Source organism: Streptomyces sp. GbtcB6, from assembly GCF_019091475.1.
Classification (GTDB): Bacteria; Actinomycetota; Actinomycetes; order Streptomycetales; family Streptomycetaceae; genus Streptomyces; species Streptomyces hyaluromycini.
The window spans coordinates 20,301-42,380 of record NZ_JAGXJL010000068.1 but is presented as its reverse complement, the minus strand read 5'-3'; the positions used below and the strand labels follow the sequence as shown (position 1 = coordinate 42,380).

The window sequence follows — 22,080 nt, the reverse complement described above, 5'->3', positions numbered from 1 at the left end:
GCCGGGTACGTCAGGCGGCAGCGCGCCCTCCTGGAGCGCCACGGCCTGGGTGTCTGGGCGATCTCCAACCACCTCACCGGCCAGCCCGTCTGCGACGTCCCCCTCGACCACCGGCACCGTGACGTGCTGCCGCCCCACGTGTGGGGCGACGGCGAACCCGAGGGGGTACGGGCCCGGGCCGCGGCCGAGATGGCCGACACCGCGCGGGCCGCCGCCGCACTCGGCGTCACCCGGGTGAACGGCTTCACCGGCTCCAGCATCTGGTACATGCTGGCCGGCTTCCCGCCCGTCTCGCCAGAGACCATCGACGCGGGCTTCGACGACTTCGTGGAGCGCTGGACCCCGATCCTGGACGTCTTCCAGGCCGAGGGCGTCGACTTCGGCCTGGAGATCCACCCCGCGGAGATCGCCTACGACTACTGGACCACCGAGCGCACCCTCGCCGCCATGCAACACCCGGCGTTCGGCATCAACTTCGACCCCAGCCATCTGCACTGGCAGCAGGTCGACCCGGTCGCCTTCCTGGAGGGCCACGGCGACCGCGTGACCCACGTCCACTGCAAGGACGCCACCCGCCGCCTCAACGGCCGCAACGGCATCATCGCCTCCCACCTCCCCTTCGGCGACCCCCGGCGCGGCTGGGACTTCCGCACCGTCGGACGGGGCGGCATCGACTGGGAGGAGATCATGCGCGCGCTCAACCGCCTCGGCTACGACGGCCCGCTCTCCGTCGAGTGGGAGGACGTCGGCCTCGACCGGGAGACCGCCGCGCCGGAGGCGCTGCGCTTCGTCCGCTCCGTGGCCGCCGAAGCCTCCGACCGGCAGTTCGACGCCGCGTTCAGCACCAACCGCTGAACCCTCACCTCTCGTAAGTAACCCCTGTGGATTGGTAGTTGTCATGGTGGACATGCTGATCGGCGGTACCTGGACGCCCGCGCTCTCGGGCGTGGCCGAGGAAGTGACCTCGCCGTTCGACGGCGCGGCTGTGGGGGTCGTACCCGTGGCCGGTGTGAAGGACGTGGAGGCCGCGCTGGCGGCGGCCGAGGCGGGCGCGGCCGTCTGGCGGGCGACACCCGCCCACGAGCGGATGCGGATTCTCTTCGACGCGGCCAAACTCGCCGACCGGCGGGCCGCGGAGACAGCACGACTGATCAGTGCCGAGACCGGAAAGACGATCACGGAGGCGACCGGCGAGGCGGGCCGCTCCGGGGACATCATCCGACTGGCCGCGTTCGAGGGCGCCCACCTCTACGGCGACACGCTGCCGCTGGACGCCAACCGGGGCACCGGCCACGACAAGATCGGGTTCACCGTCCGCCAGCCCTGCGGGGTGGTCGTCGCCATCACCCCGTTCAACTACCGCGCGCTCCTGGTACTTCACAAGCTCGCCCCCGCACTCGCCGCGGGCAACGCCGTCGTACTCAAGCCCGCCCGCACGACACCGCTGACCGCGCTCGCGCTCGCCGCGTGCTTCGTCGAGGCCGGACTGCCGGAGGGCGTGCTCTCCGTACTGACCGGGCCGGGCGGGGTACTCGGCGACGCGCTGGTCTCGGACCCCCGGGTGCGCAAGGTCTCCTTCACCGGTTCGACCACGACCGGCGAGCACATCACCCGCAGGGCGGGCGTGAAGAAACTGTCCCTTGAACTGGGCGCCTCCTGCCCGGTGGTGATACTCCCGGACGCCGACATCGAGGCCGCGGCGAGCGCCGTCGCCCTCGGCGGCTACATCAACGCCGGCCAGGTCTGCATCTCCGTGCAACGTGTCATCACCCACCCCGCGATCAGCGGCGATTTCCTGGACGCGCTGGTGCCCAAGGTCGAGGCCATCCGCACCGGCGACCCCGCGTCGGCGGACACCGGGATCGGCACGCTGATCACCGCACAGGAGGCGGAACGCGTCAGCGCGTCCATCGCCGACGCGGTCTCGGGCGGCGCCCGGCTGCTGACCGGCGGCCAGCGGGACGGCGCGGTCATCACGCCGGCGGTGGTCGCGGACGTGGCCCCCGGCTCGCCGTTCAGCCAGGACGAGCTGTTCGGCCCGGCCGTCGCCGTCAGCACCGCCGAGGACTGGCAGTCGGCGATCGCCCAGGCCAACGGCACCGCGTACGGGCTGGGCGCGGGCATCTTCACCAGCGACGTCAGCGGCGCCGTCCGGGCCGTCCGGGAGATCGACGCGGGCACCGTGCACATCAACTGGACCCCCCTGTGGCGCGCTGACCTGATGCCCTACGGCGGGCTCAAGGGCAGCGGCATCGGCAAGGAGGGCCCGCGCGCTGCGGTCGAGGAGATGACCGAGGCCAAGACCGTCGTCCTGCACGGCCGCCCCTGGTGAACACCCCCTGTTCGTGTCCCTCGTAAAGCGTCGTAAAGCGTCGTAAAGCGTTGTAAAGCGTCGTACAGCGTCGTATGCAAGGAAGGAAGCTCCCCGTGAGTGCGTCCAGCCCCGCCCCGACCACCCGGCTGACCGTGGCCCAGGCCGTCGTCTCCTATCTCTCCCACCAGTACAGCGACGCCGACGGTGAACGGCGGCGGCTCATCCCGGCCACCTGCGGCATCTTCGGCCACGGCAACGTCGCAGGGCTCGGGCAGGCGCTCGACCAGTTCTCGGACCGGATGCCGTTCGTCCAGGGCCGCAACGAACAGGCCCTCGTCCACCTGGCCACCGGCTACACCAAGCACGCCCGTCGCCACGCCACCCTCGCCGTCACGGCCTCGATCGGGCCCGGCGCCCTGAACATGGTCACCGGCGCCGGCCTGGCGACCGTCAACCGGCTGCCGGTGCTGCTGCTGCCCGGCGACAGCTATGCGACACGCCGGCAGGGCCCGGTGCTCCAGCAGCTGCAGCACCCCAGTGAGGCCGATGTCTCCGTCAACGACGCGTTCCGGCCGGTGGCCCGCTTCTTCGACCGCATCACCCGGCCCGAGCAACTGCTGACGGCCCTTCCGGCGGCGATGCGGGTACTGACCGACCCCGCCCAGACCGGCGCCGTCGTCCTCTCCCTGCCGCAGGACGTGCAGTCGCACGCGTATGACTTCCCCACCGCTCTCTTCCGCGACACGGTCTGGCGGATCCGCCGCCCGGCCGCCGACCCCGACGAGGTGGCGCAGGTCGCGTCGCTGCTCGCCGAAGCCCGGCGACCGCTGATCATCGCGGGCGGCGGCGTCATCTACTCAGGCGCCACACCCGAGTTGGAGCGGCTGGCCGAACTCGCCGGCGTCCCGGTCGTCGAGACCTTCGCCGGCAAGGGCGCGGTGCAGCGGCGCGCCTGGTGGCAGCTCGGCGGCATCGGTCTGGAAGGCACCCCTGCCGTCAACGAACTGGCGCGGGAAGCCGACCTCGTCCTCACCGTGGGCTCCCGGCTGACCGACTTCGCCACCGCCTCGCACTCGCTCTTCCAGCACCCCGACGTACGCTTCGCCAGCATCAACCTGGACATCCAGGACGCGGGCCGGCTGGGTGCCGTCGGCATCGTGGCCGACGCCAAGCGGGCCCTGGCCGCGCTCGCCGACGAGGTCGCATCTCGTCGGATCGCCGCCCCCGCGGCCTGGCGGCAGCGTGTCGAAGCCGCGCACGCCCGGTGGGTCCCGGTACGCGCCCAGGCCATCGACCCACGCGTCCCCTTCGACAAGAGCGCGGTGCCCGCCGACTCCGACGTGGTCACCGACACGGACGCGGTGCTGACCCAGGGCCAGCTCATCGGACTGCTCCAGGAGCACGCCCGGCCCGGCGACACCGTCATCGCCGCCGCGGGAGGACCGCCCGGCGACCTGCAGAAGGTCTGGGACGCCACCGAGGGACGCCACTGCCACCTGGAGTTCGGCTTCTCCTGCATGGGCTACGAGCTGCCCGCCGCGATCGGCGTCCGGCTCGCCGAACCCCGGCCGGAGGCCCGTGTCACCGCCTTCATCGGCGACGGCACCTTCCTGATGGCGCCCACCGAACTGGTCACCGCCGCACAGGAACGCGCCGCCGTCACGATCGTCATCGCCGAGAACCACGGCTACCAGGTCATCCACCGCCTCCAAATGGGCCGCACCGGCGCCGAGTTCGGCAACGAGTTCCGCTACCGCAACGGCGCCCTGGACCTCACCGACGGCAAGCCCGCCCGCCTGGAGAGCGAGTACCTCGACGTCGACCTGGTGAGCGTCGCGGCCGGGCTGGGCGCGCACGCCGTCCGGGCCACCACCGCCGACGAGGTCGCCGAGGCACTCGACTTCACCCGGGAGCACCAGGGCCCGGTGGTCATCGTCGTCCCCGTCGTCCCGCACGCCGACCTGCCCGGCGCGGGCGTCTGGTGGGACGTCGCCCCCGCTGAGGTCGCCGAACAGCCGACCGTGGCCGCACTGCGCGCCGAGTACGAGGCCGGGGTCGCCGAGCAGAGGTGGTTCGGATGAACTCCTCGCCACTGAACTCCTCGCCACTGAACTCCTCGCCACTGATCTCCTCATCACTGATCTCCTCGCCCCTGGACCACGGCCGCCTGCGCCGACGGCTGGCCGCCGGGGACCCGACCGTGGGCACTTTCATCGGTGCCGCCGCCCCCGTCGTCGGCGAGGTCTGCGCCGCCGCCGGGGTCGACTGGCTGCTGCTCGACCTGGAGCACGGCGCGGGCGGCGAGGAGCAGGTACGCGCCCTCGTCCCGGCCGCCGCCGCGTACGGGGTGCCGACCGTCGTCCGCGTCGAGTCCGCGGCGCGTATCCGCATCGGGCGGGTGCTCGACCTGGGCGCGGCCGGCGTGATGCTGCCCCGCCTGGACAGCGCGGACGAGGTCGCCGCCGCGCTGCGGCACCTGCGCTATCCGCCGGACGGCGACCGGGGCGTGGCCACCTACAACCGGGCCTGCCGCTTCGGACTCGATCCCGCGGCACTGGACCGCGAGGAGGACCGGCCCCTCGGCGTGGTGCAGATCGAGTCGGCCGCCGCCCTGGACGACGTCGACAAGATCGCCGCACTGGACAGCGCCGACGTGCTCTTCGTCGGCCCCCGCGACCTCAGCCACGACCTCGGCGTCCCCGGACAGTTCACCGCGCCCGTCTACACAGCCGCACTGGACAGAGTCCGCGCCGCTGCCGCGGCACACGGCAAGGCATGCGGCCTGCTGGTGAACGACGGAGCCGCAGCGGCGGCCCGGATCGCCGAAGGCTGGACCTTCGTCGCCATCGGCTCCGACTCCACGTTGCTCGCCGCAGCCGTCACCGCCCACCTGAACCAGGCACGCACCGCGTCCTGACCCTGAACACCCCTGGAGCACAACCATGATCAACGGCAACGAATCCGACGGCTCCGAGGACGCGGCAACGCTCGGGGTAGGCCTGATCAGCGTGGGCTGGATGGGCAGGCTGCACACCCGCGCCTACCAGGCCATACCCGTCGTCTACCCCGAACTCGGCCTGCGCCCGAGACTCGTGCACGCCGCCGACACCGCACCCGACCGCGCGGCCTACGCCCGCGACGTGCTCGGCTACGCCAGAGCCTCCGCCGACTACCGCGAGGTCCTCGCCGACCCCGAGGTCGACGTGGTCTCCATCTGCGGTCCCAACCACGTGCACCGCGAGATCGCGGTCGCCGCCGCCGGGGCGGGCAAGCCGTTCTGGACCGAGAAGCCGGTCGGACGCGGTGTCGCCGAGACCGCGGCGGTCGCCGCCGCCGCGCGGGCGGCAGGAGTGGAGACCTCGGTCGGCTACAACTACCGTGGCGCACCGGCCGTCGAGCGCATCCGCGAACTGGTCGCGGACGGCACGCTCGGCCGGATCACCAACGTCCGCTCCGTCTTCTACTGCGGTTACGCGGCCGAACCCAAGGGCGCGCTCTCCTGGCGCTTCCGCCGCGAGTTCGCCGGCAGCGGCGCACTCGGCGACCTGCTCAGCCATGTCGTCGACCTCGTCCAGTACGTCGTCGGACCGATCCGCGAGGCCAGCTCGCTGCTCTCCACCGTGTACACCGAGCGGCCCGTCCTGCCCATGGGCTCCGGTACACACTTCGCCGTCATCGAGGACGGGGAGATGGCGCCGGTCGAGAACGACGACCACGTCTCCGCACTGGTCCGCTTCGCCGACGGCCCGCACACCACCGGCGCGGTCGGCACCCTGGAGGCGTCCCGCGTCATCGTCGGCCCGCAGTGCGGACTCGCCATCGAGGTCTACGGCACCGACGGCTCCGCGTCCTGGAACTTCGAGCAGCTCAACGAGTTGCGGCTCTGCCTCGGCCGCGGCGGACCCAACGTCGGATACACCACGGTCCTCGCCAACGCCTCCATGGGCGACTACGCGCGGTTCCAGCCCGGACCGGCCAACAGCATGGGATTCGACGACCTCAAGGTGATCGAGGCCAAGAAGTTCCTCACCGCGCTGGCCGGCGGCGAACAGCGCAACGCGACCATCTACGACGCCCACCAGGACGCCGAGGTGCTCGCCGCCGTCGCCGCCTCGGCCGAGGACGGACGCTGGCACCCCGTCAGCACCGTCCCCGACGCCGCCTACGGACGCCGGCCGCACGTCGAGGCGAGCCATGCCTGAGCCCACCGTCGTCGCCCTCGGCAGCGTCGACCCCGCGCTGGTGCAGGGGCCACTGCGGGGGCAGGCCGCCTTCGTGGCCCACCCGGGGCCGGACGACCTGGCCGCGGCCGTCGGCGCGATCGTCCGTGCCGACGCCGTGGTCGACCGGGACGCACTGGACCGGATGCCCCACTGCCGGGTGCTGGCCCGCACCGGGGTCGGCGTGGACCTGGTGGACGTGGCCGAGGCGACCGCGCGCGGCATCGCGGTGGTCATCACCCCGGACAGCGGCTCCCAAGCGGTCGCCGAGGGCGTCCTGGGCATGGCCCTGCACCTGGTCAAACGCTTCGGACCGCTGAACCGGCTGGTGCGGGAAGGACAGTGGGCACGGCGCGCCGAGATCCCCGTCGGCGACCTGTGCGGCGCGACCATCGGCATCATCGGCTTCGGCCGCATCGGGCGCCGGGTCGGCGCACTCGCCGAGGCCTTCGGGATGCGGGTGCTCGCCCACGACCCGTTCGCCGCGCCGCCGGACGCGGTCAACTGCCCCGGTCTGAGCGAACTGGCCGCGCACAGCGACGTCATCACCCTGCACGTGCCGCTCTCGGACGCCACCCGCCACCTGGTGGACCGCCGGTTCCTGACGGCGGTCACGCCGGGGGCGGTGCTGGTGAACTGCGGTCGCGGCGGACTGGTGGATCTCGACGCCGTACGGGACGCCCTCGTCGCGGGCCGGCTGTCCGGTGTCGGCCTGGACGTCTACGATCCGGAGCCGCCCGCCCACCACCCGCTCTTCGACCACCCCGACGTACTGCTCACCCCGCACCTGATGGGCATGAGCATCCGCGCCGAAGCCGCGACCTACGCCGACGCGGCCCGAGGCGTCGCCGACGTGCTGGCCGGACGTCGACCGGCCGCGCTTGCCAACCCCGAGTGGATGCCCACCGGTCGTTCCGAGGAGAGATCGAGATGACACTGCTGGACGACAAGGTCGTGCTGGTCAGCGGGGGCAGCCAGGGAGTCGGCGCCGCCGTCGTCCGAGCCGCGGCCCGAGAGGGGGCGGCGGTGCTCTTCACCGGCCGCCATGCCGAGCCCGGCGAGGCGCTGGCCGCGGAACTCGGCGCCACGGGCGTGCAGGCCGCCTTCGTCAGGACCGACGTCGCCGACGTGGCGCAGGCCAAGGCGTCGGTGGCCGCCACGGTCAGCCGGTTCGGGCGGGTGGACTGCCTGGTCAACTCTGCCGGCCTGACCTCACGCGGCTCGCTCCTCGACACCACACCGGAGCTGTTCGACGCGCACATCGCCGTCAACCTGCGCGCGCCGTTCTTCCTGATGCAGGGCGCCGTCGCCGACATGCTCGCCCGGCACGCCCCCGGGACGATCGTCAACATCATCTCCACCTCGGCGCACTGCGGCCAGCCTTTCCTGACTCCGTACTCGACCGCCAAGGCGGGCCTGGCCGGGCTCACCCGCAACGCCGCGCACGCCCACCGCTTCGACCGCATCCGGATCAACGGGTTGAACATCGGGTGGACGGACACCGAAGGCGAGGACGCCACCCAGCGCGCCTTCCACGGCGCCGGCGACGACTGGCGGGTCCAGGCCGGCAAGAGCCTGCCCATGGGTCGTCTAGGCCGGGCGGACGAAATCGCCGACTTCGTGGTCTTCCTGCTCTCGGAGCGCAGCGGGGTGGTCACCGGGTCCGTGATCGACTGGGACCAGAACGTGATCGGCGCCATCGACTGAAGGGACGTAGGAGGCATGAAAATCGGACTCATCGGGCTGGGCCGGATCGGCGCGTTCCACGCGCAGACGCTCAGCGGCCTGCCGTCGGTGGACACCCTCATGGTCACGGACGCCCTTCCCGGCCGTGCCGCCGACATCGCCGGGAAGCTCGGTGCCCACGCCGTCGACTCCGTGCCCGAACTGCTGGCCGCGGGCCTGGACGGCGTCGTCATCGCCGCCGCCACCGATGCCCACCCCGCCCTGCTGGAGGCCGCGGTCGAGGCGGGACTGCCCGTCTTCTGCGAGAAGCCGGTCGCCGCGGACACCGCCGAGGCCGCCCGGACGGCCCGGCACCTCGCCGACCGGGGTGTCCCGGTCCAGATCGGCTACCCGCGCCGCTTCGACGCCGGGTTCGTCGCCGCCCGCGAAGCCCTGCAGAGCGGTGCCCTCGGCTGGCTGCACACCATCCGCTCCACCACCCTCGACCCGGCCCCGCCGCCGCGCGACTACGCGGCCGTCTCCGGTGGCATCTTCCGCGACTGCAGCGTCCACGACTTCGACGCCGTCCGCTGGGTGACCGGCCGCGAGGTGGTCGAGGTCTACGCCACCGGCTCGAACCGCGGCGAGGAGTGGATCCGCGACCTCGGCGACGTCGACTCGGCGGCCACCGTCCTCACCATGGACGACGGGACCCTGGCCGTCGTCTCCAACACCCGTTACAACGCGCGGGGTTACGACGTCCGCCTGGAACTCCACGGTTCCCGCGACAGCGTCGCCGCCGGACTGGAGGACAAGCTGCCGCTCCGCTCCGTCGAGCCCGGCACCACCTTCCCCGCCGGCGTCCCGCACACCTTCTTCATGGACCGCTTCGCCGACGCCTTCCGCGCCGAACTCGCCGCCTTCACCGAGGTCGTCCGCGGCGATCGCCCTTCCCCCTGCACCCTCACGGACGCGGTCGAATCCAGCTGGGTCGCCGAAGCGGCCACGGCCTCGCTCCGCGAGCACCGCCCGGTCCGTATCGAGGAAGTACGCCGATAACGGCCGACGGCGTTTCCGACGGCGTTTCCGTCGGCTGAGCGGGCTGCCCGTCAAGGCGGCCGAACGCCCGGACTTTTCCGCATCGGGGCCCTAACCCATCCGGCCAGCGGTCGATGCCTCCTGCCCGGCGGCCACTTCTCACCCCCCTCGTCACCCTGCTCTCCTCACTCACCCGGAAGGCTCCTGACGTGAGCGCTCCTACCCTGTGCCACACCTCCGCGCGTCGCCTCGCGATAGTCCTGACCGCCTCCACGTCGGCGCTCGCGCTCACCGCGTGCGGCGTCATCGACGGCGTCGACGGAGGCGGCAGCTCGGCCTCCCCGAAGAAGGGCGACGACATCACGGTGGGGCTGTTGCTGCCCGACAAGGACACGGCGCGGTTCGAGGCCTTCGACTACCCCGTCATCAAGAAGGAGGTCGCCGCCCTCACGGATGGCAAGGGCAAGGTCGTCTACGCCAACGCCGAGGCGAGCCAGGACAGGCAGAGTCAGCAGTTCCAGGAGATGGTGTCCAAAAAGGTCGACATCATCGTGGTGGACGCGCTGGACGCCCAGGCCATCGCCATCGACGTCCAGAGGGCGAAGGACGCCGGCATCCCCGTCATCGCCTACGACCGGCTCGCGCAGGGCCCGATCGACGCCTACGTCTCGCACGACAACGAACTCGTCGGCGAGGTCCAGGGCCGCGCCATCATCGAGGCGCTCGGCAGCAAGGCCGCCACCAGCAAGATCGTCATGATGAACGGCGACCCCGCGGACACGAACTTCGCGAAGTACAAGGACGGCGCCCTCGGTGAACTCAAGGACAAGGTCCACATAGCCGAGGAGTACAACACCGACAAATGGTCGCCCACGGTTGCCAAGGCGAACATGAAGAAGGCGATCCAGGCGGTCGGCCTGAACAACATCGCCGCCGTCTACGCGGCCAACGACAGCCTGGCGGGCGCCGTCATCGAGGCGTTGAAGGAGGCGGGCGCGACCACGATCCCGCCGGTGACCGGGCAGGACGCGAACCTGGACGCGGTGCAGCGGGTCGTCTCGGGCGAGCAGTACATGACCGTGTACAAACCGTTCATCGAGGAGGCCACCCGCGCCGCGGAGATGGCGGTGTACAAGGTCCAGGGCCGCGACATCCAGTTCGACGCGCTGACCCAGGACGCGGTCGACAGCCCGACCGAGAAGAAGATCCCCACGATGCTCGTGCCGGTGGTCGCCCTCACGAAGGACAACGTCAAGGCCACGGTGGTCGCGGACGGCGTCTACACCGTCAAGGAGATCTGCACCGCGCGGTACGAGGCGGCCTGCGCCGCGATCGGCCTGAAGTAGCGGCCCCCTCCGCGCGGCGTTTGCCGGGCTGCCTGCCCGGCCGACGGAATTTCGGCTGTCGTGCCTGGCCGGAGGGAGCTTCCGCACCCGTACCTCTGCGCGAAAGTGTTTCGTAACCAAGAAATTTCCCCTCCTTGTCCCGGCTGTGAATTCCGTGCCAGTGTCCCGGTCCAGCAGGCAGGCAGTCCGCGGTGACGGCGTGCGAAAGGGTTTCGTACCGGCCGCTCGGCTGCCTGGCACATGAGTACGGCACGGCGAGAGACGAGAGGCACACCATGCGCAGAATCCCTGGACCCGGAGCGAGGTTCGCGAGCACGCCGAGAACGCGGCGCGGTATCGGTGTCGCGGTCACCCTGACGGCGGCCCTGAGCCTTGCCGCGTGCGGGACCTCGGGTCCTGCCGGATCGTCCGGGGGCTCGTCGTCGAAGGGCCTGACGATGTGGGCGCTCAACGACCAGACGATCCTGAAGGAGTCGGTGGACGCCTACAACAAGGACCACCCGGACCAGAAGATCACGCTGCGGCTGTTCGCCGGCGACGACTACAAGCAGAAGCTGCGGGTGGCCTTCGGCGCGAACCAGGCCCCCGACATCTTCTTCAGCTGGGGCGGCGGCGCGCTGGACGACTACGTCAAGGCCGGCAAGGTCGACACCCTCTCCGACGCCCAGGTGGACCTGCTGCGGTTCACGCCGAGCGTCCTGAAGACAGCCACCTTCGACGGTCAGGTCTACGGCGTGCCCGCCAACGGCCTCGCCCCGGTGGTCCTCTACTACAACAAGAAGGTCTTCAAGGACGCGGGCGTGGAGGCCCCGAAGACGTACGACGACCTGCTGACGGACGTCAAGAAGCTCAAGGGCGCCGGCGTCACGCCGATATCCCTCGCGGCGAACTCCAAGTGGCCGACGCTGATGTACCTGGAGTACCTGCTGGACCGCGAGGGCGGCTCGGACGTGTTCGACGGGATCGCCTCGGGGAGCGCGGCCGGCTGGAAGGACGCCTCGGTCACCGCGGCCAACACCCGCCTCCAGGAACTCGCCAAGGCCGGCGCCTTCGGCGACAACGCCTCCTCCGTCAGCTACGACCAGGGCGCCTCCACGGCCCTGCTCTACACCGGCAAGGCCGGCATGGAGCTGATGGGCACCTGGGAGTACGCCAACCTGGTCAAGGCCGCGCCGGACTTCGTGAAGAAGGACCTCGGCTACGTCGCCTTCCCCGCCCTGTCCGGCGGCAAGGGCGATGCGAAGGACATCGTCGGCAACCCGTCGAACTTCCTGTCGCTGAACTCGAAGAGCAAGAACAAGTCCGCGGCCCTCACCTACTTCAAGAACTACGTCCTCAACGACTCCCAGATCGACGCCTGCCTGGCGGCCGGCAGCGTGCCCCCGGTCAACAAGCTGGACTCCAAGCTGGCTGCGGTGAAGTCGGCCGACGACAAGAAGTGGCTGACCTTCGTGTACGACCTGGTGCAGAACTCGCCGAACTTCCAGCTGTCCTGGGACCAGGCCCTGTCCTCCGACCAGGCCGACCCGCTGCTGACGAACGTGGACAAGTCGTTCCTGCGGCAGATCACTCCCGAGCAGTTCGGCACGAACATGAGCAAGGCGGCGCAGTAGTGACCACCGTGGTTCGTACGTCGCGGCCGGTCGCGTCACACAGGGCGCGGCCGGGCACGGCCCGTGGTGGGCGCCGCCGTCGTTACAGCGGTCTGCTGATGGCCGCGCCCGCCCTGCTCCTGTTCGGCCTGTTCGGCCTGGTCCCGCTGGTCGGCGTGCTGGTGCTCAGCCTCGCCCGCTGGGACGGCCTCGGCTCGATCGGCTGGGCCGGACTCACCAACTGGACCGGCGTCCTGACCGACGGCGCCACCTGGCAGGCGCTGTGGCTCACCGTCAAGGTGATGGTGGTCAGCTGGCTGGTCCAGACGCCGCTGGCCCTGGCGCTCGGGCTCTTCCAGGCCCCCCGGGGCCGGCTGCGGGCGCTCTTCGCCGTGCTGTGGTTCCTGCCGCTGCTGCTGTCCGCCGTGGCGATCGGTCTGACCTGGCAGGCCCTGCTCGACCCGTCCTTCGGCATCGGCGCCGCCCCCGGGCTGCACTGGCTGGCCAAGCCCCTGCTCGGCTCGCCCGACCTGGCGCTGTACACGGTGATCTTCGTGATCGCCTGGCAGTTCGTGCCGTTCCACGCGCTGCTCTACCAGGCCGGCGTGCGGCAGATCCCGGTGTCGCTCTACGAGGCCGCCGCCATCGACGGCGCCGGCCCCGTCACCCGACTCCTGCGGATCACCCTGCCGCAGCTGAAGTACACGTTCGTCACGTCGAGCACGCTCATGCTGGTGGGCTCGCTGACCTACTTCGACCTGATCTACGTCCTGTCCGGCGGTACCGGCGGTCCGGGCACCGCGACCCGGGTGCTGCCGCTGGCCATGTACATCACGGGCTTCCAGGTCCACGACATGGGCCGGGCCAGCGCGATCGCCACGCTCCTGGTGGTCTGCGGCCTCGCGCTGTCGCTGTTGACCACCCGACTGTCCGGCTTCACCCGGATGGACAGCCAGCAGGAGGGCATGTGAGCACCGTCGTCGCGACCCTGCGCCGTACCGCCACCGGCGGCGCCACCCTGGTATGGACCGCGCTGGTCGTCGTACCCCTGTACTGGGTGATCGTGACCAGCCTCCGCGGCCAGGCCGACTTCACCGCGGGAAACCCCCTGGCGCTGCCCGGCCACCCGACCCTGGACAACTACCGGACCGTCCTCGACGGCGACTTCACGACCTACCTGCTCAACAGCGTGATCGTCACCGTCGCCACGGTCGCGATCGTCATGGTCGTCGCCCTGATGGCCGCGTTCTCGATCGTCCGCTACACCAACCCCTGGTCCCGCCTCTCCTTCCGCCTCTACCTCCTGGGCCTGGCGATCCCCCTGCAAGCGGTGATCATCCCGGTCTATCTGCTGATCATCCGGCTCCACATGTACGACAGCCTGCTCGCGATCGTGCTGCCGTCGGCGGCGTTCGCGCTGCCGGTCACCGTGATGATCCTGGTCAGCTTCCTGCGCGACGTGCCGCGTTCGCTGTTCGAGGCGATGGTCGTCGACGGCGCGGGCGACTGGCGCATGCTGTTCTCCCTCGCGGCACCGATGGCCCGCCCCGCCCTGGTGACGGTCGCGGTCTACGACGGCCTCCAGGTCTGGAACGGCTTCCTCTTCCCGCTGATCCTCACCCAGAGCGGCGACAAGGCCGTCCTGCCCCTGGCCCTCACGCTCTACCGCGGCCAGTTCGGCATCAACGTGCCCGCGACCATGGCCGCCGTCGTCCTCTCCACCCTTCCCATGCTGGTCGTGTTCGTCCTCGCCAGGCGCCAGCTGGTCGCCGGACTCACCGCCGGATTCTCCAAGTAGCAGACGCCTGGAGGGAATCGGCCGGGGCGACGAAGCCGCCGGCCGCCCTCGGCATGCCCTGAACAACCCCCACGAGGAGTCGTGAATGACGACCACCACGCCGGACCACGCCGATCTCTCCCCGGCGGACGACGACCGCCCCTGGTCCGACCCCGCCCGCCCGGTCGAGGAGCGCGTCGAGGCACTGCTGGCGAGGCTCACCCTGGAGGAGAAGGTCGCCCAGCTCGGCAGCGCCTGGGAGGACGTCGAACCGGCCGGCCCCGAGGTCGCCCCCGGCACCAACCTGTTCGGCCGGGTCGGCGACCTCGACGAGACCGCCCGGCACGGCCTCGGTCAGCTCACCCGCCCCTACGGGACGCTGCCCCGCCCCGCCCTGGACCACGCCCGTGTGCTGGCCGAGCGGCAGCGGCAGATCATCGGGCAGAGCCGCTTCGCCATCCCGGCGATGGCCCACGACGAGTGCCTCACCGGCTTCACCGCCTACGGCGCCACCATCTACCCCACCTCGCTCGGTATGGCGGCCACCTTCGACCCCGCCCTGATCCGCCGGGTCGGCGCCGCGATCGGCGTCGACATGGCCGCGGCCGGTGTCCACCAGGGCCTCGCCCCGGTCGTCGACGTCATCCGCGACTACCGCTGGGGCCGCTGCGAGGAGACGTACGGCGAGGACCCGTACCTGGCCGGTGAGATGGGCGAGGCGTACGTCCTGGGCCTGCAGAGCGCCGGGGTGTACGCCACCCTCAAGCACTTCGCCGGCTACTCGGCCTCCATGGGAGGCCGCAACCACGCCCCCGTGGGCATGGGCCGGCGCGAGCTCACCGATGTCATCCTGCCGCCCTTCGAGAGGGCCGTCGCCGCCGGCGTGGGCTCCGTGATGAACTCCTACGCCGAGATCGACGGCGAGGCCCCCGCCGCGAGCCGCCGGCTGCTGACCGGCGTGCTGCGCGACCAGTGGGGCTTCCAGGGCACCGTCGTCTCCGACTACTGGTCGCTGCCGTTCCTGGTGAACGCGCACCGGGTGGCCGCCGACCTGTCGGCCGCCGGAGCGCTGGGCCTGGCGGCGGGACTGGACGTCGAACTCCCGGACCAGCGCGGCTACGGCCCGGCCCTGGTCGAGGCGGTACGGCGCTCCGAGGTCAGCGAGGCCGACGTCGACCGGGCCGTGCGCCGGGTGCTGCGGCAGAAGGTCGCGCTCGGGCTCCTCGACCCCGACTGGAGCCCCGAGCCGCCCGCCCTGCGCGCCGGCGAGCTGGAGCTGGACAAGCCGGTGAACCGGCAACTCGCCCACGCCGTCGCACAGTCGAGCGCGGTCCTGCTGTCCAACTCCGGCGGCCTGCCGCTCCCTTCAGCCGGCCGGATCGCCCTGATCGGCCCGTGCGCCGACGACGTCCGCACGATGTTCGGCTGCTACAGCTTCCCCAACCACGTCCTCGCCGACCGCGACGACCTCGGCAACGGGGTGGAGGCGCTGTCGCTGCGCGCTGCGCTCGCCGCCGAACTGCCTGATGTGGACTGGGTGTTCGAGCAGGGCTGCCCGATCCGTGAGGAGGACCGGTCCGGCGTTCCGGCCGCGGTGGAGGCGAGCCGCGCGGCCGACCTGACCGTCCTGGTCGTCGGCGACAAGGCCGGCATGTTCGGTATCGGTACGTCCGGCGAGGGCTGTGACGTGGAGGACCTTCGGCTCCCCGGCGTGCAGGAGGAGCTGGTCGAGGCGGTGCTCGCGACGGGGCGGCCGGTGGTGCTGGTGGTCAGCAGCGGGCGGCCGTACGCCGTGGGGCGGTTCTCGGCCGATGCGGCGGCCATGGTGCAGGTCTTCCTGCCGGGGGAGGAGGGCGGCCGCGCGGTCGCCGGACTTCTCTCCGGCGCCGCGAACTTCAGCGGCAGGCTGCCGGTCCAGATCCCCAACTCGCCCGCCGGGCAGCCGTACACCTACCTCCACCCGCCGCTGGGCGACCGGCAGAGCTGGCTGTCCAACCTGGATCCGACGCCCGCGTTCCCCTTCGGCCACGGGCTGTCGTACACGACGTTCGAGATCGACGGGCTGGCGGCCGATCGTGAAGTGGTGCCCACCGACGGCCGGTTCACGGTCTCGGTACGGGTGCGGAACACCGGTGCCGTATCCGGTGCCGAGACGGTCCAGCTGTACTTCACCGACCCGGTCGCCCAGGTCACCCGGCCGGTGCGGGCACTGCTGGCATACGCCAAGGTGCCGCTGGAACCGGGGGAGGAGAAGACCGTCGGCTTCGACGTCCACACCGACCGCCTGGCCTTCACCGGCCTGGACGGTCACCGGATCGTCGAGCCGGGCGAGATCCTGCTGTACGCGGGCTCCTCCAGCCGCGCCACACCGAACGAACTGAGCGTTCAACTGGTCGGTGAGCAGCGTGACGCCACGGTCATTCGGCATCACGGGGTGCCGGTGGCGCTGACGTAGAGGTCCGCAGGACCAGCTCCGTCGCGAGTTCGATGCGCGGGGAGGCGGGCGGGCGGCCCTCGGCCACCGCCAGCAGCACCCGGGTCGCCTCCCGCCCCAGCTCCTCGAACGGCTGGCGCACCGCGCTCAGCGGCGGGGACGCCATCGCCGCCACCAGGGTGTCGTCGAAGGACATCACCGCGAGGCCGTCCGGCACACGCAGTCCGTGCTGCCGGGCGGCCTCCAGCACGCCCAGCGCCTGTGCGTCGCTGGCCGCGAAGATCGCCGTCGGGGGGCGCTCGCCGCGCAGGATGTGCCGGCTCGCGCTGAGCGCCTCGTCGTAGTCGAAGTCGGTGGAACGCACGATCGCCGGGTCGTAGTCGATCCCGGCCTCCTCCAGCGCGGCCCGGTAGCCGTGCAGCCGCGCCGAACCGGCCAGCGAGTGGGAGCGGCCCGCGACCATGCCGATGCGGGTGTGGCCGAGGCCGAGGAGATGCTGCACGGCCTCCCGGGCGCCGCTCCAGTTGGTGACACCGATGCTCGGGATGTCTGCCGACGGCGCACTCAGCGGGTCCACCAGCACCACCGGCAGATGCTGCTCGACGATCCGCCGCTGGTCCTCCTCGGACAGCATCGAGATCACGATGACCAGCCCGGCGGCACCGAGCGCCACGCACTCCTCCAGCCACTGCGCGATGGACCGCCGGTTCGTGGTCCCGGTCACCACGTTGACGCCGAGCTCGCCGGCGGCGTCCACGATCCCGCGCACCACCTCCAGCGTGTACGGGCCCGACAGGTCCCGGAAGACGGCGATGATCTGCTGTGACGCCGTGGTCTCCTGGTCCCACGGGCGGACGTACCCGTACCGGTCCAGCAGCTCCTCGACCCGGGTCCGGGTCTTCGCGCCCACGTCGCGGCGCCGGTGCACCACCTTGGACACCGTGCTGAGCGACACGCCCGCCTCTTGGGCGATGCTCGTCAGCACGCCGTACTGGGCGTCCAGCTGTCCCTTGTCCTGAACGGTCACTGCCCTCGTTCTCCCACTGGCCCCTGACCTGGCACTCCTGCGCAAGCCAACAGCAGCGGGTGCCGGCATACAACCCTCCGGCACCCGCTGCTGTGACTACTAGCTCCTGCTCCACTGCTGGGTGGCGGTCCCGAGGCCGGTCCACAGCTCGACCTTCGAGCCGTTCGCCGTGCCCCAGTTGGTGACGTCGATGACCAGTCCGTTGGATCGGTTGACGATGGTCTTGTCCAGGCGGAACGACCACTTCTGGCTGCTCTTGCCGTTGCAGGCCCACAGGATCAGCTGGGTGCCCGCCGTGGTGCCGTCGCCGTTCGCGGCCAGGCACTTCCCGGAGATCCGCAGCTCGCCCGCGGCGGTCTGGGTGATGGTCTGGTTGGCGTTGCCCGAGCAGTCGTAGATCTGCACCTGGACACCGGTCGCGCCGTTCGGGACGTCCAGGCAGCGGCCGGAGTAGCTGCCCTTCAGCGTGAACGTCGAGTCCGTGGGGAGCGGGTCCTGGACCAGCTGCCAGTCCTGCGAGCCGTCGGTGGTCGACGCGGCCACGGTGACGGAGCCGCCTGCGGTCGCGCCCGTCATGTAGAGGCCCGTGTTGAGCACCGAGCGGAGCTTGTAGTAGCCGCTGGTCGAGGAGGCGACCAGGGTCCACTGCTTGTCGGTGGCGCCGTCGTCGACCCACTGGGCCAGCTTCTGCCCGGCCGTCGCACTGCCGGTCCAGATGGCGACCGAGCGGCCGCCGGCCTTGTTGAGCAGGGTGATGTTGGAGCCCTTGGCCGTGGTGTGCCACCGCTGGGTGTCGTCCGAGGAGCTCACGGCGCTCGTGACCAGGTCGGGGACGTTGCCGGTGAGGTTGGCGTCCTGCGTCTTGCCGGAAGCCGGGGCGAGCGCCTGACCGGTCAGCCGGTTGACGAGGGTGTAGTAGGCGCCGTCGGACCGGCCGAGATCGACCTCGGCGTACTTCACGGGGCCGACGCTCGTGCCGCTCCAGGACGCCTGGAGGACCAGCACGCGTCCGGTTCCGTCGACGTACTGGAGGTCGCGGCTGTACCCGGCGGCGATCGGCGTCTGGTACTGCTTCCAGGTGCCGGTGCTCAGCCCCGACTCGTTCACCCACACGCTTCCGCTGCCGGCCGCGTTGTAGACGATCCGGCCGTCGGGCATCGGGAGCAGTACCGGACTGCCGCCCGTCGACAGGGCGCTGCCCCCTGAGGGCACCGGCAGTGAGGTGATCGCCGCGTCCGTGCCCGCGTAGAACTTGGTCGGGTCGTCCGCGATCCGGTACCGGACGTTCGTCCCGCCGCCCCAGTACTCGTACGTCATGATCCACTTGCCGTCGGTGGTGGGCGCGACGGTCGTCATACCGGGGCGTCCGCCGCCGATCTCCGTCTTGCCGCTGCCCATGTCCACGGTCGAGCCGGGCACGTCGACGACCGGACTGCTCCAGGCCGACGTGCTGGTGCCGTCCCACGTCCGGTGCATGAGGACCTGGCCGCCGGAGTCCGTCGCCGTGTCGTTGGCGGTGTCGAGGGTCGGGGCTCCGGTGCTCGTGTTGTAGCCCGTGTAGTCGTTCTCGTCGGAGTAGTAGGCGATCAGCTGTCCGTTGTGGGCCAGCAGATGCGGCTCCCACACCGGGTCGACCTGCTTGTAGGTGTTGGCGGTCGAGGTGCGGCCGAGGCTGCCCGCGCTACCGCCCTGCCAGCCGCCGGCGGCGATGATGTTCTGGAAACTCCAGGTCGCCCCGTCATCGGTGCTGGAGTACAGGGCCAGCGACACGTTCTTGCGGTCGCCGTCGCTGGTCGGCGTCCAGCTGGAATTCGCCGCTTTCTGCTCCTGGTAGTAGGCGTCGTCCCCCGAGACGATGCTCGCGAGAAGGAGCGTGCCCGCGCTCAGATTCCCGACGCTCTGCGGAAGAACATAGAGATACGGGTTCGTCCAGTTGCTCGTGTATTTCGCATACGCGGAGTCGCTGGACAGATAGGCGGGCGCTTTCACATCGGAGAGCTTCGCCCAGGTCGTGCCGTAGTCGTCGCTCTTGTAGATGGGCATCGTCTGCCCCACCGGAGCCGTCTCGCTGTCCTCGAAGGTCGCCACGATGCGCCCGCTGGGCAACTGGGCCGACTTCGGGTAGAGCACGCAGGGACTCTTGTTGCAGGCAGCGGAATTCGTCGCCGTATAGAGGTTCGCGGGGCTCGGCTGGTATGCCGACGCACCCGTCGCGGCGGCGATGGTGAATGCAACACCGATGCCCGCGGCTGCTGCTGCCCCGAGCACCTTTTGCATCAGATTACGTCTCAACTCGGTTCCTTTGAGCGGTTCCTCTGGCGGGAATGAGCGGAACGGAAATGTGAGGACAGTATTGGGATACGGCAGCGGCGTGTCACGAGCAGGTTTCCGAAAGTGTTTCGCGTACGGACCGTGACCGGGTCTTGACGCGGCAACCGCGGGTGCCGAGGCGCTCCGTGGGCGGGCGTCCGCTGCCGAGGGTGCATATGAGATCTCCACGCAGGCCGAGGCCGGTGCGCTCCGGACCCGCCCGGCGGGGCCCCGGGACAGCTCCGCGAGGACTGTGAGTATCCCGACCGGGTCGAGACGGTCCGGTGGTAATGGGCGCAACGCTCGGTGGACGCCACCTGGCAGCGCCGGTACGCATGTTCGTCGTGCTGCGGCGACCGCGTGCCGTCCGGGCGACCTGCCGAGCCCGGCGAAGCCGCCTCAGGTTGCCGCGTCCTTCCCCGCGCGCGATCGGTCCGCTGGCCTCCCTTTTCCCGGGCCGTGGGTTTCGCTTCGGTTTCCGGGCCGGGGGCTTCGGCTTCGCTCCGGGGACGGCCCCCTCCCGGCCACGGCAGGCCTGATCCGGCCTGCCGCCCGCCGGGGCCGGCCGAGGTGTGCGGCACCTGGACGGCGGCTCCGTCGCCCGGATCGCCGGAGTGCCGCTGCTCGGGGCTCGGGTCGGCAAGGCATCCGAGGCTCTGAGGAAACTGTGAATTCGTCCTGTGAGGTTGCGCTGTATTCCGTGTGATGTGATCGGGTGGTTTTACGGTGTGCCTCCGACCGGTGTTCTTGCCGAGCATGGCGAGAAGGTTCCCTACGAAATCAAGCCGTCGATACCTGCTGTGAAAGCTGAGCTTGCGTCCCGCGAATTGCTGTTTCCTGCAACCGCTGTGATGCTTCCTCGGTGTTATGGCGCCGCTGCCGACGCATACCGAGCCAATCGATCGAAAGCGCCGGCAGTCGGTTACGGGCCTGTCTTTTTCCTGTGGAGGACTGCGATGTCTGAACGAAACGAGATCCAGATGGACCAAGCGGGCCATTTCGGAGACGTGAGCCGCCGCTCGTTCGTCGCGGCGACGACCCTCGCGGTGGCGGCCACGGCCGTCGTGGGCAGCGCGACGGCGGCCGGGGCCGCCACGAAGACGGCGACCGGGCTGAAGGTGGGTGCCGGCAAGGCCGCGTTCACGCCCAGTGCCTCGATCCTGCCCCTGGACAACTTCACCTCGGTGCACGACGACCTGAATGTGCGGGTCCTGCTGGTCGAGTCCGGCTCCCGTCGTGTCGCCCTGGCGGTACTGGACCTCACCTCGATCAGTGCCGAGGCGATCGGGCTGATGCGTGCGGCCATCACCGCGGCGACCGGCATCGCGGCGGCGAACATCATGGTCACCGTCACGCACTGCTTCTCCGCACCGCACGTCGCGGACAGCAGTTCGTCGGCGGGCGCGGCGACGTACGTGCAGAACATGGTCACCGCCACCAAGAGCGCGGTCGCCGACGCGGTCAAGAACCTTCAGGACGCCCAGGTCGGCTACGGCCGCGGTGCGGCCGACGTCAACGTCAACCGCAACGCGCCCACCGCGGACGGCTACTGGCTGGGCGTCAACGAGCAGGGCACCTCGGACCACGGTGTGTACGTCGCCCGGTTCAACGATCTCGACGGCAACCCGATCGCCGTCCTGACCAACTACAACGTGCAGTCCTGTGTCATGCAGGACTCCGTCATGAGCGACGGCAGCCTGCCGATCACCGCCGACCTGGCCGGCGCCGCCACCGCGCACGTGGAGAGCCAGTACCCCGGCGCCGTCGGTTTCTGGCTCGTCGGCGCCTGCGGCGACCAGTTCCCGGCCTACCGCTCGAAGCGCTACACGATCGACAAGAACGGGGCGTGGACCTACGGCGTCGACCTGCACGACGCCGGCTTCGCACTGCTGACCGCGCAGGGCGAGCGCCTGGGCAACGAGATCGTGCGGGTGTCCCAGGCCATCACCAGGTACGAGAGCGGCAAGAACGTCACGGTCCGGCTGCTCACCGACGACGTCACCACCACCCAGATGGAGACCGACCATCCCACGGGCCCGGTGAAGACCGCCACCTACACCCCCACCGACACCGTCGAGGTACCGGTCTGGGTCTTCCAGGTCGGCAAGGGCGTGTTCGCCGGCGTGGAGCCGGAACTGTCCACCAGCACGGCGGACGCCATCCGCAAGGCGTCCCCGTTCGCCAGCACCTTCGTCATGTCGATGTTCGAGGGCGGCGCCAAGAACATGCCCGACCGCTGGAACTACGACAACTTCACCTACGAGGCACGCGACGGCTTCTACGTCGAGGGCACCGCCGAGAAGGTCGCCGCGCGGATCGAACGCCTCGTCAAGTCCCTGAACTGACAGGCGGAGTTA

16 protein-coding genes are annotated in these 22,080 nt (G+C 70.7%); 14 read left to right on the top strand and 2 right to left on the bottom strand.

All coding sequences use genetic code 11. The features are described 5' to 3' along the window. The 13 genes from KVT45_RS48895 to KVT45_RS48835 all read left to right on the top strand — a co-directional run. On the top strand, positions 1-855 hold an 855-nt coding region (locus KVT45_RS48895; RefSeq protein WP_217559489.1), incomplete at its 5' end, for a sugar phosphate isomerase/epimerase. A gap of 43 nt (positions 856-898) precedes the next feature. Then, positions 899-2,332, top strand: a complete 1,434-nt coding sequence (locus tag KVT45_RS48890) for an aldehyde dehydrogenase family protein (RefSeq protein ID WP_217559487.1) — start codon at positions 899-901, stop codon at positions 2,330-2,332. A gap of 95 nt (positions 2,333-2,427) precedes the next feature. After that, a complete protein-coding gene (gene iolD / locus KVT45_RS48885) occupies positions 2,428-4,395 on the top strand; it encodes a 3D-(3,5/4)-trihydroxycyclohexane-1,2-dione acylhydrolase (decyclizing) (RefSeq protein WP_308311109.1) in 1,968 nt (655 codons plus the stop codon). After that, entirely contained in the window at positions 4,392-5,231 is an 840-nt protein-coding gene (locus KVT45_RS48880) for an HpcH/HpaI aldolase/citrate lyase family protein (protein ID WP_254648461.1), read from the top strand. The genes iolD and KVT45_RS48880 overlap by 4 nt, the downstream gene beginning before the upstream one ends. A gap of 25 nt (positions 5,232-5,256) precedes the next feature. Then, entirely contained in the window at positions 5,257-6,516 is a 1,260-nt protein-coding gene (locus KVT45_RS48875; protein ID WP_217559467.1) for a Gfo/Idh/MocA family protein, read from the top strand. Continuing rightward, a complete protein-coding gene (locus KVT45_RS48870; protein ID WP_217559465.1) occupies positions 6,509-7,468 on the top strand; it encodes a D-isomer specific 2-hydroxyacid dehydrogenase family protein in 960 nt (319 codons plus the stop codon). Before KVT45_RS48875 ends, KVT45_RS48870 begins: the two co-directional genes overlap by 8 nt. Then, complete coding sequence (locus KVT45_RS48865; RefSeq protein WP_217559463.1) at positions 7,465-8,241, top strand: SDR family oxidoreductase; 777 nt, start codon at positions 7,465-7,467, stop codon at positions 8,239-8,241. Before KVT45_RS48870 ends, KVT45_RS48865 begins: the two co-directional genes overlap by 4 nt. Before the next feature lie 15 nt (positions 8,242-8,256). Then, on the top strand, positions 8,257-9,258 hold the full coding sequence (locus KVT45_RS48860) for a Gfo/Idh/MocA family oxidoreductase (RefSeq protein ID WP_217559461.1): 1,002 nt from the start codon (positions 8,257-8,259) through the stop codon (positions 9,256-9,258). A 188-nt stretch (positions 9,259-9,446) separates the two neighbouring features. Further along, positions 9,447-10,583, top strand: coding sequence for a substrate-binding domain-containing protein (locus tag KVT45_RS48855; RefSeq protein WP_308311108.1), 1,137 nt, complete (start codon positions 9,447-9,449; stop codon positions 10,581-10,583). A gap of 275 nt (positions 10,584-10,858) precedes the next feature. Then, positions 10,859-12,196 carry an extracellular solute-binding protein gene (locus KVT45_RS48850; RefSeq protein ID WP_217559444.1) on the top strand — a complete coding sequence of 446 codons (1,338 nt, stop codon included), beginning with the start codon at positions 10,859-10,861 and terminating at the stop codon, positions 12,194-12,196. Positions 12,197-12,294: 98 nt separating this feature from the next. After that, positions 12,295-13,146 (top strand): carbohydrate ABC transporter permease, encoded by an 852-nt coding sequence (locus tag KVT45_RS48845; RefSeq protein ID WP_217559517.1) that lies wholly within the window; start codon positions 12,295-12,297, stop codon positions 13,144-13,146. Continuing rightward, positions 13,143-13,973, top strand: a complete 831-nt coding sequence (locus KVT45_RS48840) for a carbohydrate ABC transporter permease (protein WP_308311107.1) — start codon at positions 13,143-13,145, stop codon at positions 13,971-13,973. Before KVT45_RS48845 ends, KVT45_RS48840 begins: the two co-directional genes overlap by 4 nt. 85 nt (positions 13,974-14,058) lie before the next feature. Continuing rightward, complete coding sequence (locus tag KVT45_RS48835) at positions 14,059-16,407, top strand: glycoside hydrolase family 3 N-terminal domain-containing protein (RefSeq protein WP_217559436.1); 2,349 nt, start codon at positions 14,059-14,061, stop codon at positions 16,405-16,407. Here the strand turns inward: KVT45_RS48835 and KVT45_RS48830 are convergent. Continuing rightward, entirely contained in the window at positions 16,370-17,413 is a 1,044-nt protein-coding gene (locus KVT45_RS48830) for a LacI family DNA-binding transcriptional regulator (RefSeq protein WP_217559427.1), read from the bottom strand. The two genes, KVT45_RS48835 and KVT45_RS48830, sit on opposite strands and share 38 nt — an antisense overlap. A gap of 99 nt (positions 17,414-17,512) precedes the next feature. Then, positions 17,513-19,690, bottom strand: coding sequence for an RICIN domain-containing protein (locus KVT45_RS48825; RefSeq protein WP_217559499.1), 2,178 nt, complete (start codon positions 19,688-19,690; stop codon positions 17,513-17,515). A gap of 989 nt (positions 19,691-20,679) precedes the next feature. Here KVT45_RS48825 and KVT45_RS48820 point away from each other — a divergent pair. Beyond that, positions 20,680-22,068 (top strand): hypothetical protein, encoded by a 1,389-nt coding sequence (locus tag KVT45_RS48820; RefSeq protein WP_254648460.1) that lies wholly within the window; start codon positions 20,680-20,682, stop codon positions 22,066-22,068. The last annotated feature ends 12 nt before the right edge of the window (positions 22,069-22,080 follow it).